Annotated in this window: 15 protein-coding genes; 11 read left to right on the forward strand and 4 right to left on the reverse strand. The window is 61.0% G+C overall.

Annotated elements, in window-relative coordinates; all coding sequences use genetic code 11:
- Nucleotides 1–54: 54 nt before the first annotated feature.
- Nucleotides 55–1,113 (reverse strand): calcium/proton exchanger, encoded by a 1,059-nt coding sequence (gene cax, locus EAV92_RS04450; protein ID WP_123039941.1) that lies wholly within the window; start codon nt 1,111–1,113, stop codon nt 55–57.
- A gap of 185 nt (nt 1,114–1,298) precedes the next feature.
- Here cax and EAV92_RS04455 point away from each other — a divergent pair, with 185 nt between their 5' ends.
- Nucleotides 1,299–1,682, forward strand: coding sequence for an Asp23/Gls24 family envelope stress response protein (locus EAV92_RS04455; RefSeq protein WP_123043573.1), 384 nt, complete (start codon nt 1,299–1,301; stop codon nt 1,680–1,682).
- A 63-nt stretch (nt 1,683–1,745) separates the two neighbouring features.
- On the opposite strand, the gene ftsW is transcribed toward EAV92_RS04455, so the two are convergent.
- Both ftsW and EAV92_RS04465 read right to left on the reverse strand, forming a co-directional pair.
- Nucleotides 1,746–2,924: a putative lipid II flippase FtsW gene (ftsW, locus tag EAV92_RS04460; protein ID WP_338134394.1), complete on the reverse strand. Its 1,179-nt coding sequence runs from the start codon at nt 2,922–2,924 to the stop codon at nt 1,746–1,748.
- A gap of 18 nt (nt 2,925–2,942) precedes the next feature.
- Nucleotides 2,943–3,287, reverse strand: coding sequence for a YugN family protein (locus tag EAV92_RS04465; RefSeq protein ID WP_123039942.1), 345 nt, complete (start codon nt 3,285–3,287; stop codon nt 2,943–2,945).
- 231 nt (nt 3,288–3,518) lie between these two features.
- On the opposite strand from EAV92_RS04465, the gene EAV92_RS04470 reads away from it, so the two are divergent.
- The 10 genes from EAV92_RS04470 (at nt 3,519) to EAV92_RS04515 (ending at nt 13,162) form a co-directional block, all read left to right on the forward strand.
- Complete coding sequence (locus tag EAV92_RS04470; RefSeq protein WP_123039943.1) at nt 3,519–4,694, forward strand: M20 metallopeptidase family protein; 1,176 nt, start codon at nt 3,519–3,521, stop codon at nt 4,692–4,694.
- Between the two features lie 55 nt (nt 4,695–4,749).
- Nucleotides 4,750–5,187 (forward strand): CBS domain-containing protein, encoded by a 438-nt coding sequence (locus EAV92_RS04475; protein WP_123039944.1) that lies wholly within the window; start codon nt 4,750–4,752, stop codon nt 5,185–5,187.
- 92 nt (nt 5,188–5,279) lie between these two features.
- On the forward strand, nt 5,280–6,035 hold the full coding sequence (locus EAV92_RS04480) for a thermonuclease family protein (RefSeq protein WP_123043575.1): 756 nt from the start codon (nt 5,280–5,282) through the stop codon (nt 6,033–6,035).
- Nucleotides 6,036–6,051: 16 nt separating this feature from the next.
- The gene (locus tag EAV92_RS04485; RefSeq protein ID WP_206424283.1) at nt 6,052–7,758 is read left to right on the forward strand and encodes a DNA repair helicase XPB; all 1,707 of its coding nucleotides are present in this window, start codon (nt 6,052–6,054) and stop codon (nt 7,756–7,758) included.
- Entirely contained in the window at nt 7,755–9,716 is a 1,962-nt protein-coding gene (locus EAV92_RS04490; RefSeq protein ID WP_123039945.1) for a helicase-associated domain-containing protein, read from the forward strand. Before EAV92_RS04485 ends, EAV92_RS04490 begins: the two co-directional genes overlap by 4 nt.
- A gap of 55 nt (nt 9,717–9,771) precedes the next feature.
- Complete coding sequence (locus tag EAV92_RS04495) at nt 9,772–10,284, forward strand: YlbF/YmcA family competence regulator (protein ID WP_241158440.1); 513 nt, start codon at nt 9,772–9,774, stop codon at nt 10,282–10,284.
- Nucleotides 10,285–10,361: 77 nt separating this feature from the next.
- Nucleotides 10,362–10,625 (forward strand): YlbG family protein, encoded by a 264-nt coding sequence (locus tag EAV92_RS04500; protein ID WP_123039947.1) that lies wholly within the window; start codon nt 10,362–10,364, stop codon nt 10,623–10,625.
- A 251-nt stretch (nt 10,626–10,876) separates the two neighbouring features.
- On the forward strand, nt 10,877–11,314 hold the full coding sequence (locus tag EAV92_RS04505) for a hypothetical protein (protein ID WP_123039948.1): 438 nt from the start codon (nt 10,877–10,879) through the stop codon (nt 11,312–11,314).
- 110 nt (nt 11,315–11,424) lie between these two features.
- Nucleotides 11,425–12,333, forward strand: a complete 909-nt coding sequence (locus tag EAV92_RS04510; protein ID WP_123039949.1) for a LysR family transcriptional regulator — start codon at nt 11,425–11,427, stop codon at nt 12,331–12,333.
- Nucleotides 12,320–13,162: a PHP domain-containing protein gene (locus EAV92_RS04515; RefSeq protein ID WP_123039950.1), complete on the forward strand. Its 843-nt coding sequence runs from the start codon at nt 12,320–12,322 to the stop codon at nt 13,160–13,162. Before EAV92_RS04510 ends, EAV92_RS04515 begins: the two co-directional genes overlap by 14 nt.
- 84 nt (nt 13,163–13,246) lie before the next feature.
- On the opposite strand, the gene EAV92_RS04520 is transcribed toward EAV92_RS04515, so the two are convergent.
- Entirely contained in the window at nt 13,247–14,989 is a 1,743-nt protein-coding gene (locus tag EAV92_RS04520; protein WP_123039951.1) for an Rqc2 family fibronectin-binding protein, read from the reverse strand.
- Nucleotides 14,990–15,039 lie beyond the last annotated feature (50 nt).

Here is a 15,039-nt window from a genome sequence, read left to right on the forward strand (position 1 = left end):
CCATGAGGAAGCCACTCTATTTTTTTTTGCCCTCGGTCGGTTTGACGTGCGATATTAGACGAAGTAAAAGGCGACGCCCAGAATGGCGTATACGATGAGGAGCAATTTGCCTTCGTACCAGGTCGTCGATCCGTCCCGGGAGATGGAGGTGGCGATTAGCACCGACACCCCGATCGCGGCAAGCTCGATCGTGGAGAAGATCAGGTTCATGTGCTGCTCGAACAGCAAGCTGACGAACACGAGCACCGGAGCGACGAACAAAGCGATCTGGAGACTGCTGCCGACCGCGATTTCGACGGCGGCGCCCATTTTGTTTTTGAGCGCCAGCATGATGGCGGCGCTGTGTTCCGCGGCGTTGCCGATGATGGCGACGACGAAGGCGCCGACGAACAGCTCGGACATGCCGAAACGCGCCGTGAACACGTGCAGGGTATGCACGAGCCATTCGCTCACGAACGCGACCATGACGGTCGCCAGGGTCAGGTACAGGATCGATCTGCCTTTGGACCAAGCCGCCTCTTCGCCATGGTCCGCCTGCGTGTCCACATGGTCCTCCAGCAGGTCTTTATGCGTGACCATGGAATAGATCAGCCAGCCTGCATAGGCCAGGATCAGGAAGGCTGCGACGACAACGCTGAGCGTCAGCGTCTCCGATTCCGGGAAGTTTTCGGTTTTCACGAACACCGCGGGAACGAACAAGGCGATGATGCCCAGCAGCATCAGCGAGGCGTTCTGTCCGGCCAGGTGCACGTTGAACTTCTGTTCTTTGAATTTCAGACCGCCGGCTAAGGCGCTCGCGCCGAGGACGAGCAGCAGGTTGCCGATGATCGCGCCCGTCAAGCTGGCTTTCACGACGTCGAACAAACCTTCTTTAATCAGGAAAATCGCGATGATCAGTTCGGCGGCGTTGCCGAAGGTCGCGTTCAGCAGTCCGCCTACGCGCTGTCCGGCGTAATGGGCGACGGACTCGGTCGCTTTTCCGAGGAATCCGGCCACGAAGACGATGGCGGCCGCGGAAAGGATGAATTCGATTTCCGCCCCCCAGTGCATGTAATGGGCGGCGGCGCTGAGCACGAACGTGGCGATCAGCAGGGGAAAAAACAACTTTTTCAAGTCCGGACACCTCGTTGCATTTGACGTCATGACGGCCAAGCCGTCGTTCTTTACTATAGCGAAAACGGAAAGGCAAGTAAATGTTGGGAGGACAATCCGCCTGCGGCGTGCCGCCGCGCCGGTTGCTTTATGGAGGGGTCTTCCATTACAATGATAACAATAACGGTTCGGGAGAGTGGGCTGCCATGACGGAAGAAGTTCTTCAGGAAGGACTTATACGCATATCCGACGACGTCGTCGCTACGATAGCCGGGCTTGCCGCATTGGAAACGCCGGGCGTTGCCGCCATGTCGGGCGGCATTTCCGAAGGGCTCGCCAAGCGGCTCAGCGGACGCAACGCCCAGAAGGGCGTTTCCGTTGAAGTCGGGCAGCTCGAAGCGGCGATCGACCTGAGGATCGTCGTGCATTACGGCATTCCGATCCACGAAGTCGGCCGGAGGCTTCAGGATAACGTGCGCGAAGCCGTCGAGAACATGACCGGCCTGCGCGTCGTCGAGGTCAACGTGAAAATCGAAGGCGTCGCCTTCAAGGACGAAGAGCCCGATGCGGATTCGCAACGGGTGAAATAAGGAACGAATGCAAAAGGCCATCCCCTCGGCATAGTCGCGGGGATGGCCTTTGTCGTGTCTGTGTCACGTTCTGTTGGGGCGCCGATCCTTCTCCTTGGTTCCGACCCGGTTGTATTCCCGGGAGATACTGAGCAGGATGCCCATCGAGAACAAGGTCATCAGCATGGACGAACCTCCGTAGCTGATGAAAGGAAGCGTGACCCCGGTAACGGGGATGGCTCCGCTGACGCCGCCCATGTTGATCAGGGCTTGGATGGAAATCAGGGAAACGATTCCGATGCCGACGAGCGTTCCGTACACATCCGGACACCGAAGCGCCACGATGAGCGCCCGCCAGAGGAAGAGAATGTAGAACAGCAGGAACACCGTCGTGCCGATGAAGCCCAGCTCTTCTGCGATGACCGCGAAGATGAAGTCGTTATAAGCGTAAGGAAGGTAGAACAGCTTTTGGACGCTGTGCCCAAGGCCGGCGCCGGTCAGGCCCCCGTGGCCGAACGCTTCCAGCGAGCGGACCAGGTGGTAGCCCGTGTTTTTTTCGTCCGCCAGCGGGTTCAAAAACGCCGTGAAACGCGCCCCGCGGAAACCGCCGCCCGGATGGGACATCGTATAGATGCTGGCCCCGAGAATGCCGAGTCCGGCCGCAACGCCCACGATCGTGAAGTATTGCTTCAGGTTGGACCCCCCGGCGAAGATGACCGCCGCCGCGCAAAGCATGAGGATCAAGCATGATCCGACGTCAGGCTGCATCAGGATGAGAAGGACGATGACGAAAAGGACGATGAGAACCGGCAGCAAACCGCGTTTGAATTCCCGGAACTTCTCGTCTTTTTTGGTGATGATGGCGGCCAGGTACAGGATGACCGCCAGCTTCGCGAATTCCGTCGGCTGAATGCCGAATCCGCCGATGCCGAGCCAGCTTCGGGCACCGTTGATGTTGTCGGCCACGAACAGGACGACGACCAGCATGCCGATCGTCAGAAACAGGAACGGGGCGAACCACTTTTTGAACTTCTCGTAGTGGACGTTCATCAGCATCAGCATCACGAACGTGCCGAGCCCTGCCCACAGCAGCTGTTTTTTCGTAAAATACAAAGCGTCATTGCCGAACTTGGCGGAAACGACGGTCATGCTGGAGCTCGCGCTGAATACCATGACCAGGCCGAAACCGACGAGCAGCAGCGTCAAGATAAGAAGAAGAAAATCCGGCGACCCACGCTGGCCCGCGGCCGGGGTTTTCATCATGGAATTCCCCTTCTCGTCTTAAGCCAGCAGCTGCTTCAGTTCCTGCGCGCGCTGCGTTGCCGTATTCAAAATCGGCTGCGGAATCGGCGATTCGTAGTCCAGGCCGTGGGGGAACGTCGCGCGTCCGATGTAGACGTGCTCCAATTCGAGGACGGCGTCCGGATTTTCGAGTTTGCCTTCCACGGCGCGCGTGCTGAAGCGCAGGAAGTAATCTTCCCCGCTGGAACGGTCGTGCAGTTTCAAATCATATGTAGCGCGGCGGTATTCCCATTGCCAACGGACGAAACCGAGTTTCTCGGCCGATTCGTCAAGGTGTGCAAGGTCGCTGCGCAGTCCGTTTAAGCCCGTATTTTCGAGTATCATCTGTTTCAAGCTCCTCCTTTGGAACGTCCAAACCAGCTTCGTTTTCACCCTTCATCATAGACGGTTTGACGGGCTTCTGCAACCCTGGCGGCGGGACGAACTTCGAACGTTATTTGACATTTTTTTGATGGAAAGCGTTAAAGCGGCGATGACTCGAGAACCGGATTCTGGTACAATAGCGGAATAGGGTCCGGCCTGAGGGGTCGGCCGACAAGAAGGAGGCGCCCGATCATGAAGGAGAGTATCCTGCAGTCGCTTTATCCCGACATGGTGAAATGGCGCCGGCATTTGCACCAACATCCGGAGCTTTCCTTTCACGAGTTCGAAACGTCGAAAATGATCGGGGACCTGCTCGAATCGTGGGGGCTCGAGGTGCGCCGCGGCGTGGCGGGCACGGGTGTCACCGCGAAGCTGACGGGGGCGCTTCCGGGCCGAAACGTCGCGCTGAGGGCGGATATCGACGCGCTGCCGATCGCCGACGAGAAAGCGTGCGAATATGCGTCGACCGTGCCGGGCGTCATGCACGCCTGCGGGCATGACGCCCATACCGCGCAGCTGCTGGCGGTCGCCCGTTATTACAGCTTGAACCGGGACAAGACGGAGGGCACCCGCCTGTTCCTGTTCCAGCCCGCCGAAGAGACGCTTCCGGGAGGAGCGGTCAGCATGGTTTCGGAAGGCGTGCTGGAGGGGATTGACGCCATCTTCGGCGTTCACCTTTGGTCGCCCCTTCCCTATGGCGTCGTGGCGACGCGTCCGGGTCCGATCATGGCTTGCCCCGACGAATTTGAAGTCGAAATCGTCGGAAGGGGCGGGCACGCCGGCTTGCCTCATGAAAGCGCCGATGCGCTCGTGACGGGCGCCGCGCTCGTGACGGCGCTGCAGACGATCGTCTCGCGCAGCGTCAATCCGCTCGACGCGGCGGTCTTGTCGGTGGGACAGCTCCACGCGGGGACGGCGAACAACGTCATCGCCGAGCGCTGCAGGCTGAGCGGCACCGTGCGGAGCTTCACGCCGGAAACGCGGAGTTTGGTGCGCAGGCGGCTGGAGGAAGTCGTCGCCCATGTTTGCCGAATGCACGGCACGGAGTATCGGTTCCGCTATTTCGAAGGCTATCCTCCGGTCGTGAACGACGAGGCGGAAGCCGCCAGGGTTTTGGCGGTCGCCGCGTCGGCCTTGCCGGATTGCCGGACGGTTGTCAGCGAACGGATCATGGCGGGGGAGGACTTCTCCTATTATCTGAAGGAAAAGCCCGGCTGTTTTATTTTCGTCGGTGCCGGCGCGGAAGACGGTTCCTCGGCGCCGCATCACCATCCGCGGTTCGACGTCGACGAGAGGGCGATGCTGGTCGCCGCGCGCCTGCTGACGGCGGTGGCCGACGACGCGGCATCGACGGTTAGCGGAGCATAATTTCCGCATGGACCGCCCCCGTTTCGGTCACGCTATACCGGAAAGGAGGGACACCATGCGCAAAATTGCGGATGTCATGACCGAGGGCTGCGTGACCGTCACGCCCAAGGACAACATTTACGAGGCGGCAGTGGCCATGAGGGACCACGATATCGGCTTCGTGCCGGTCGTCGAAGGAAAGAAGCTGATCGGCGTCATTACGGACCGCGATTTGGTCATCCGGGGCTACGCCGGAAAGCATTCGGGCTCGACTTCCGTCATGGAGGTGCTGTCGGACGACGTGCAGACCGTTTCCTCGAACCTGTCGGTGGACGAGGCCGTCAGCCTCATGGGGGCCAAGCAAATCCGCAGGCTTCCGGTCGTAGACAACGGGGAATTGAAAGGAATCGTGTCGCTCGGCGACCTCGCCGTCAGGGAAATTTTCGTATCCGAGGCTGGGGAAGCCCTCAGCGGCATCTCGGAGCACGAGCATCGGGAGCACACGATCCACTGATGGACTCGGCGGAAAGCTCGTATGCCGGCGTTGCCGGGCGTACGGGCTTTTTCTATTTGCGGGGAAACCATTCGTTAAGGGAGCGGAGAAAAATGGGGAGAACGAAACGGACGGTTGTGGCTGCCTGTTTGTGGCTGACGGCGGTCGTTTGCGCTTTGGCCGGCTGCGGAGCGAAAACGGCGCCGGCGGATGCCGGAACCGACATCGGGAAAATTATCAGCCGCTATCCCGAGCTTCAGGCAGACCGGGCGGAACAGGGTACGGTGAAGCGAGTCGTGGACGGCGACACGTTCGAGCTCGAGAGCGGAGACAAAGTTCGGCTGATCGGCGTCAACACGCCGGAGATCCACGGAAAAGTCGAGCGTTACGGCCAAGAGGCCGCCGATTTCAGCGGCAACGCGTTGACGGGGCGCCGGGTGATCCTGTTTCCCGACGTTTCGAACACGGATAAATACGGGCGTCTGCTCCGGTACGTATTCGTGGCGGGAGACGACGAAATGTTCAATGAGAAGCTGATGCGCGAAGGCTACGCGCAGGTCATGACCGTGCCGCCGAACGTCGGTTTCGCCGATTCGTTCGTGTCGCTTCAGCGGGAAGCGCGGGCGAAGGGAGCCGGATTATGGGGAGGCGCCGCGGGGAACGCTGGAAAAGAGACAACCGCGCCGGAATCGTCCGCGGACTCGGCGCCTCCCGCCTGCCCGAACCCGATCAAAGGCAACATCAATGCCAAAGGGGAAAAAATCTATCACGTTCCCGGCGGCAGCTCCTATCGGGCGACGAAGCCCGAAAAATGGTTTTGCACGGAACAGGAGGCGCTGGACGCGGGATTCCGGAAAGCGGCGAGATAAAGGGGGTATCACGCTGATGTCGTCGTCCCTGCCGCTGTGGGTGCAATCTGACGGGACCCTGCTGCTTGACGCCCGCCACCCGCTCTGCGAAGAAGCGCTGAACGCGCTTCGCCCGATCGCGGAGCTGACCAAACGGCCGGGCCATCTCCATACGTACCGGATGACGCCGGTTTCGCTGTGGAACGCCGCCGCGAACGGAGAGAACGCGGACTCCGTGGTGGAGAAGCTGCGCCGGGTCGCCCGGTTCGGCATCCCGGTTTCCGTGGAGCGGGAAATCCGCGAACGCATGGGGAGCTTCGGCCGTTTTCGGCTGCGCAGCGGGCCCGAAGGTTTGTATTTGACGTCCGACGTGCCGGATCGGCTGCGGATGGCTTTCGAATGGCCGGATGCGGCCGAATGCTTCGACAGCTCACCGGAGAACAGCGAGATTCGGGTCGCCGTGAAGCCCGATCGGAGAGGCGCTCTCAAAAGCGCGTTAGCCGCGCGGGGCTGCCCCGTCGTCGACGAAGCCGGATTCCGGAGCGGCGGATCGCTGGCGGTCGGATTCAAGGAAATCAACGCGGACGGCCAATCCGTGAGTCTGCGGAGCTACCAGCGGGAAGCGCTGGACGCGTTCCTGGGTCCGGACCGGAACGGAGGCGGGAGCGGCGTGGCCGTGCTTCCGTGCGGGGCAGGCAAAACGTGGGTCGGCATGGCCGCGTTGGCCGCGCTCGGCTGCGAAACGCTGATTTTGACCCCGAACGCGATGTCCGTAACCCAATGGATCCGGGAACTGCTTCGGAACACGACGCTGGGGGAAGAGGAGGTCGGAGAATACACGGGCTCGAGCAAACAAGTGCGGCCCGTAACCGTCGCGACCTACCAGGTGCTGACGTACCGCCGTTCCAAGACGGGCGGACACCCGCATTGGAAGTTGTTCGAGGATCGGGACTGGGGCTTGATCATTTATGATGAAGTCCATCTGCTTCCCGCTCCCGTATTCCGGATGACCGCCGATCTTCAAGCGACCCGAAGGCTCGGCCTCACCGCCACGCTGGTGAGGGAAGACGGGCGGGAGACCGACGTTTTCGCGCTTATCGGCCCCAAACGCTACGAGCTGGCCTGGAAGCGGGGCGAGCGGGAAGGCTGGATCGCGGAAGCGGCCTGCCATGAAATCCGGGTACCGCTCCCCGAGCCTGCGGCGAGGCAATACCGGGAAGCGCCGCCGCGTTCCCGTCATCGGATCGCCGGGGAAAACCCGGCCAAGGCGGAGGTCGTGCGGGGCTTGCTCGTCCGGCATGCGGGGATGCCGACGATCGTGATCGGCCAATATTTAAACCAACTGCGGAGGCTTGCCGCCGAATTGGGCCTCCCCCTGGTGACCGGTTCCATGCCGCAAGAAGAGAGGAAAAAGCTGTTCGACCGGTTTAACCGGGGCGAGATCGGCACGCTTCTCGTGTCCAAGGTGGCCAATTTCGCCGTCGACCTGCCGGACGCCGCCGTGGCGATCCAGGTATCCGGCAGCTACGGCTCGCGGCAAGAGGAAGCCCAGCGCTTGGGCCGAGTCCTCCGTCCGAAAAAGTCGGGCTCGGCCGCCTCGTTCTACACGCTGGTGAGCGAGGAAACGGACGAGGTCGAGTTCAGCCGCAACCGCGGGAGGTTTCTGGTCGAGCAAGGCTATGCCTACTCCGTCGACGTCTGGGAGGCAGCCGGCGTGAGCGGGGCGGAAGGAGCCGCCACATGAACGCCGCGCCTTCCGTCGACAAGCTGCCGGAATCGATCGGCGCGGTGATCGGTGCCGAGCCGGCGGTCGCCGTTCGATTGAAGAGGGGGATGGTCCTCCGGGACATCCTCTCCTCGCCGGAGTGGGCGGAGGATTGGGCGAGGCAATCGGACCCAACCTTGAAGAGACTGTTCGCCTGTCTGCTGCTCCGTTTCGGCTCAACGGCGTTTGAGGAGGAGAAAGGCGCCGTAGAAGCGCTGAAGGATGGGTTGCATACCGGAGCCGAATGGCGGGCGGGTTTGGCCCGTCTGCGAAGGGCCGGCGTCCTGTTCGCGATCCGCAAAACCTGGGGAGATCGGCTTTACTACGTGCCGACCGACATGGCGGCGGTATGGCAGCGGCTCCTCCTTCCCGCCAACGCGGAGCCGCTGGCGGCTATCGAGTCCGCGGACGTCGTGCCCCGGCCGGCTCCGTATCGCCCGACCCTCGCGCTTAAGCTGCTGTCCGCATGGGCTTTCATCGGACGCAAAGGCCTTCCGCTCACCGCGAAAGGAGCGATCTCCAAGCCGGCTGCGGAGAAGCTGGCGTCCGTGATGAAGATCGCTTCGGAAGAGCTTGCCCCGCTGGGGCTCGTCTACCCGCAGCACGATCAGCAGCCGGCCGCTTCCGCGCTGGCGGTGGACCTTGGTCTCGTAACGGGCGTGCTGAAAAGGATGGACGGAGCCATTGCCGTGGACGCTGCCGGAGCCGCGGCATGGACGGCAAACCCGATCGCCTTTGCGGATGCCGTTCTGCACCGCCGGATCCTCGAGCGGTATGCGGCGTCGGATCCGGCAAGGCACATGGCCGCGTCCGCGATCGCGGACTGCCGTCCGGACGCCTGGTACCGGGAGCTCGAAATCGCGAGGATCGGAGTCCGGCCTATCGACGTGGAGGTTTGGCTCGATCTGCTTGCTGCGTTCGGTTGGGCGGAATGGGGTACCATCGGGAATGAAGGAGTATTCCGACTGACAGTGCCATTGGATATAAGCGTCTTCGCGGCGGCTGAGGACGAAACGGAGCCGTTTCACGTCCAACCCGACGGGGAAATTTACGTTCCGCCAGGCGTTGGACTTGCCGAAAGGTGGGCCTTGGAGGAGTTGGCGGAGCCGGTATCGGCCGATCGCGTCTATGTTTATCGGTTAACGAAATCCGCGGCCGAAAGGGCTTATGAGAACGGCTGGCCGCTGGAGCGGGTCCGTTCGTTTCTCGAAAGGGGATCGGGCATGCCGGTGCCCGGTCCCGTCGAAGACGCGCTGCGGGATTGGTTGCGGAATTTGGGCAAAATCCGGCTCGAAGAAGCCGTCCTGCTGAGGACGGACAGCGCGGAAACCGCGTCATGGCTTCTGGAGGATGCCGAGATCGCCGGGAAGCTTGCGGAACGGCTGGGGGACCGGGATTTCCTCGTGAGCCGGGACGCGCTGAAAGGTTTGGAGGCGAGGCTGGCGAAAACCGGCTTCAAGCCGTCTAAACCCCCGGCGGCGCCGGCCGAGGGGACAGCAGCTTCGGAGACTGCGGATCGAAACGAAGCGTCGACGGAGCCGGGCTGGATTTATTGCGGCACCGTCTTGTCCTTCTATGAGCCCGACCGTTCCGTCGTATCGGATTCCGAGCTGTTTCCGGGCCTGGAGCAGGTGCCGGCCGCCTGGTTCAGGAAGCCGGGCGCGTATCACGCCACGACGAGGCAGGAGCTGATCCGCCGGGCGATCGGCTGGCGTACGGCGCTGCAGCTTGGAGATGACGAAGCGGAGCCGGATCTATTCGTTCCGCATTCCATCGACACGCATGCAGACAGCTGGGAGGTGCGCGGAAGGTGGAAGGCGCGCGAAGATCAGGCGGGACGAGGGGCCGACACTTACGAAACGGTGTCTTTGCCGGCGGATCGGTTCGGCCTGGTGAAAATCGTTCTGCCGCAATGGGATTCCCCGAGCGTGCCTTAAGCGTCGAAAGTTGACCGTTCGTCTCCCATATGTGGTATGATAAAGATTGAATTTCATGCCGCAAGGTGAGGTGAAACGCTTGGCTGTGATGCCGGAAACCCTCCCCGTATTGCCTCTGGACGCCTTCGAGGAGCCTGCCGATTGGACGGAGCTTCTATCAAAGGCGTACACGCTGGGAGAAATGATCAAACGATCCGCGATGGCGGATGATTACGTATACTGGAAGAAGAAAGTCGAAGAGGACGCGGAAGCGAAGGAAGTGTCCCGCCGGCTTTCCAAAGCCAAAGAGAAATTCGCGGAATGCGAGCGGTTCGGCCGCTTCCATCCGGACTATAACGAAGCGCTCGACCGGGTTTACGCCGTGCAGGCCGAAATGGACAAGCTGGAATCGGTCAACCGATTCAAACAAGCGGAGCGCGAGCTGGACGAATTGCTGCACGACATTTCGTTCACCGTGGCCCGCGCGGTGTCGGAGAGCGTCAAAGTGCCGGAAGCGGACTCCCAAGCCAAGGGCGGGGGCTGCGGAGGCGGCGGAAGCTGCTCCTGCGGGAGCGGCGGCTGCGGATGAACGAGCGGACGGCAGGACGGCAGGACGACGGTCCGGCTGTCGGCTGAAACGGAGACGAGAAGTCGGAGGGGTGACCCATGTTCGCAGAACGGCTCGGTTATATCGTATGGTTCAGTGATTTCAAAGCCGCAAGGGGATTGGATAAATACGGTTCCCTCCATTATTTGTCCCGCAAGATGAACTACGCGGTACTGTACATGAACGCGGACAGCGCGGAAGAAGCGTTGCGCCATCTGCAAAAGCTTCCCTACGTCCGCAAGATCGAACGCTCCTACCGGGGCGAGATCAAAACCGAATACGAGAAAAACGTTCCCGATAAAACGAGGTTTTACAGCTTGTAAGGAACGTGGTTTTCATTGCGACACGATGCCTCCCTTACGGGAGGCTGTTCTTTTTTTGGGGTAATTCAGATGGAGCGGGCGGTCGGGAGGACGAAAGGGAGATCGCCTTGCCGATTTCGATTGGCGAATGTTGGGAACCATATAAATTTTTGTTGAACGGTCGGGAATCGATGCGGTAAAATGGACATAACTTCCTAGCGGAAACGGGCAAGCTGATAGGCTTTAAGACCTAGTGCGGAAGGGGATGCCCGGTGAAGGACAAAGAGACGGAGCGTTGGAACACGTACGAGCCTTTTCACGTCGTTCTCGGCGACAAGAAAGTGGCCGATATCATCATTACCAATCATGCCAGGACGCGCTGGTCCGACCGGGTGGAGAGCGAGAAAACGGGCTTTTCCGATATCGCGCAGTTTATGTGGGAGTGTCTGAAGGAAGGGCGCATCCTATCCTATTACCGCAATGAACAGGACGTCTACACGATCGACGACGACTTGGTGTTCGTGGCGGAGTTCGCGGAATCCGACAAAGATATGGATCTGCTGGGACAACCGCTGCACAAGATGATCGTGGTGACGTTTCTCGGCCGCATGTCGGAGACGATGGAGCTTCGGGATCTGAAAACCTACTACTCTTGGCTTCGGCATTCGCGCCGCATGACCTTGATCAAAAACAACCGCAAACGCCGCTAAGCCGGCGGCGGCCCTAAGGCTGCTTTCGCAGGGATTCCTTGCGAAAGCAGCCTTTTCTCCGAATATGCTATAATAAACCTAAAATCGAGAGGCGAAAAGGCGGTAGAAGCATGGCCCTGAACGTGCATCAGCTGCATATTTTTTACACCGTCGCGGAACGGGGAAGCTTTTCCGCGGCCGCCCATGCCCTTCATATGACCCAGCCCGCCGTGACCATGCAGGTTCAGGCGCTGGAAGAGCGTTACGGGACGAAGCTCTTGAACCGGACCACGAAAAAACTCGAACTGACCGAAGCCGGACACTGGCTGCTGCCGCAAGCCCGCAAAGCCGTGGAATTGATGCGGGATACGGACGCGATGATGATCCGTTTCGTCGAGGATTTGAAAGGGCGGCTGCAGTTCGCCGCCAGCCTGACGATCGGGGAGTACGTGCTGCCCCGCCTGCTCGGGTCGTTCCTCAGCCGGCATCCCGAGCTCGCCGTCAGCATGAAGGTCATGAATACGACGGAGATCATCGACGCCATTCAGCATCAAGGCCTCGATTTCGGTTTGATCGAAGCGCCCTGCGATACGCCCGGCATCCATGCCGAGGCCGTCATGGCCGATGAATTGGTCCTTGTCGCGCCGGCGGGACATCCGTTCGCGGAGAGGGAAAGCGTCGAGCTCGCCGAGGTGCTGACTCAGCCGCTCGTATTGAGGGAGAAAGGTTCCGGAACCCGGCAAGTCGTGGAAGACGAAATTTTCCGGCATGGCGTGAAAGAAACCGACCTGAAAGTCGTGAGCGATTTCGGCAGCACGGCCGCGATCAAGTCCGCCGTGGAGGCGGGGCTGGGGCTCGCGGTGCTTTCGGTCTGGACGATCAAGCACGAGGCGGCGCTCGGCGTGCTGAAGCCGATCCGGATTCGGGACGTCTCGTTCCGGCGCCAATTTTTCGCCGTGCGATTGGCGTCTTCCTTGCTGCCGATGCCGGCTGCCGCACTACTGGAACAATTAAGGGGGCTTTCCCATGAGCCAAGTTGATCTCCATACGCATACGACGGCATCGGACGGGCGCCACCGTCCGGCGGAAGTCGTCCGGATGGCGAAGGAAGCGGGACTTGCGGCCGTGGCGATCACCGACCACGATACCGTCGCGGGCATCACGGAAGCGCTCGCCGCAGGCGAAGAGTACGGCATCCGCGTCATCCCGGGCGTGGAAATCAGCACGTCGGCGGAAGGCAAGGACATCCATATCCTCGGCTACGGATTCCGGACGGACGATCCGGTTCTGCTCGATAGGCTCGTTTCGCTCCGCCAGGTGAGGACGCGCCGCAATGAAGAAATATTGGCGAAGCTGAACGCGCTAGGCCTGGACATTACGATGGAAGAAGTGGAGCGGGAGGCTTCCTCGTCTCCCCGCGGAGACGGCTCCATCGGGCGGCCGCATATGGCCGAAGTGCTGATCCGCAAAGGTTACGTCAAGGATCTGAAGGAAGCGTTCAACCGCTACTTGGCGGAAGGGGCGGCGGCTTACGTCAATCCGCCGCGGATCGGACCGGCGGATGCGGTTCGGTGGATCCACGAAGCGGGCGGCGCCGCGATCGTCGCGCATCCTGGATTGTACCGGAACGACCGCTTGGTGCTGGAGTTGCTGGACCAGGGCGCGGACGGGCTGGAGGCGTTCCATTCCGATCATGACGAATCGACGGCGCGCCATTACCGAACGCTTGCCAAATCCCGCGGGAAAATCGTCACCGGCGGCTCCGATTTCCACGGCACGCGCCAAGGAGTCACTTTTCACGGAAGGGTCGGCAATCGGACGGTGGACGAGACGGTCGTGGACAAGCTGTTGGCCGCAAGGAAGCTATAAGGTAATGATAAAAACGGCGGACGCCGGTCTTATGACCGGCTCCGCCGTTTTTGTATGCCGTTATTCGCCGCGCGCCGCTTTTACTCACTTCACGACGCTGGGGAGCGATTGGACCCACGCTTCGTCCGGCGTGACGTACAAGGTTTTCTGCCCCTCGTACGTCACGAAGCCGGGTTTGGCTCCGTTCGGCTTGCGGACGTTGCGGATGCGCGTGTAGTCGACCGGCACGTTGCTGGAATTTCTCGCTTTGCTGTAATAGGCCGCCAACGTCGCGGCTTCCCTTAACGTCTGCTCGCCGTATTCCGCGCTTCGGATCAGCACGTGCGACCCCGGGATGTCCTTCGTATGGAGCCAGGTGTCGGAAGGCTGGCCGAGCCGGTTGGTGACGTAGTCGTTTTGCGTGTTGTTTTTGCCGACGTAGATCGAGATGCCTTCGCTGGACGTGTAGCAAAGCACGGCGGGGGCGTCTTTTTTCTTTTTCTTCGCGCCCCGTTTGGCGCCGCGCTGCCGGATGTACCCTTGTTCCGTCAGTTCCTCGCGGATCTCCTCGATGTCGGAAGGGCTGGCCGTCGCGAGACCTTGCAGGACCGACTCCAGATAACCGATTTCCGCTCTCGCCGCGGACATTTGTTCTTCCACGACCGTTTTGCTGTTTTTCAGCTTGTTGTACTTGCGGAAATAACGCTGCGCATTCTCGGTCGGCGTCAGCAGCGGGTCTAGCGCCACCGAAATCTCCGGCTGGTCTTCCTCGTAATAGTCGATGACCGTCGCCGAAACGTCGCCCTTCTTCAATTCGTGCAGGTGGGCATTCAATAACTCCCCGAAGCGCCGGAGCTTATCGGCTTCCTCGGACTCCTGCAGCGTTTCTTCCAACTTGACGAGTTTTTTCTCCAGCTTGGCGGTCTCGTTCACCAGAAACCGGTTCAAGTCCGCCGTCCGCTGCCGCACGAGATCCCGGTCCGCTTTGTCGCGGTAGTAAACCTCCAGGCATTCGTGCATCGAAGAGAACGTCGTAGCGGCACCATCCGCGTGCGTCAATTCCAGCGCGGAGAATACCGTTTTACCGTCCGCGGTTTCCACCAGATTCGGGCGATAGCGATGCGCGGAGACGTCTTCCATCGCTTCGCGGAAAACGGCTCCCAAACGCTCCGGCCGCCCTTCGGCACGATCGGCGATTTCTTTGGCGACGAGCGGGCTCAGGCCGGTGTAGGCGTTCACCCATGCTTGGGCAGCGGCGCGGGCGTCAAGCGTCCCGTCCGGCCGGATCGCTTCCGCAGCGGCAGCCGCCGCCGATTCCGCGTTTTCGAGCAGCGGGTTGCGTTTGTCCTGGGAAGGCGGGGCCACGTATGTCGTGCCGGGAAGCACGACACGGTAGCTGCTGACGGCGGGCGTGACGTGCCGGATGCCGTCGTGGATGTATCCGGTCGCGGGATCCATCAGGATGAGGTTGCTGTGCCGGCCCATGATTTCGAGGGTCAGACGTTTCAACGAGAAGTCGCCCAATTCGTCGCGGTGGCGGATGTCGATCCAAACGACGCGTTCCAAATCGTCCTGGCGGACGCTTTCGATGACGCCGCCTTCGCAGTGCTTGCGGAGCAGCATGCAGAACATCGGGGGCTCCGTCGGGTTTTCCCACGCCTGCTGCGTCCAATGGAAACGCGGCATCGACGGGTGGGCGGACAGAAGCAGGCGGCCGTTCGTTCCTTGGCCGCGGATATGGAGAACGATTTCGTTGTCGGTCGGTTGATAGATTTTGGCGATCCGGGCGCCGGCGACGCCCTGAAGCTCGCGGACGAGCGCGCGCGTTACGATGCCGTCGAGAGACATAAGGCGATAACTCCTGTTCCTGTGCGGGTTTCCGTTCGTACTTGCTATGA

The organism is Cohnella candidum (assembly GCF_003713065.1).
GTDB lineage: Bacteria > Bacillota > Bacilli > Paenibacillales > Paenibacillaceae > Cohnella > Cohnella candidum.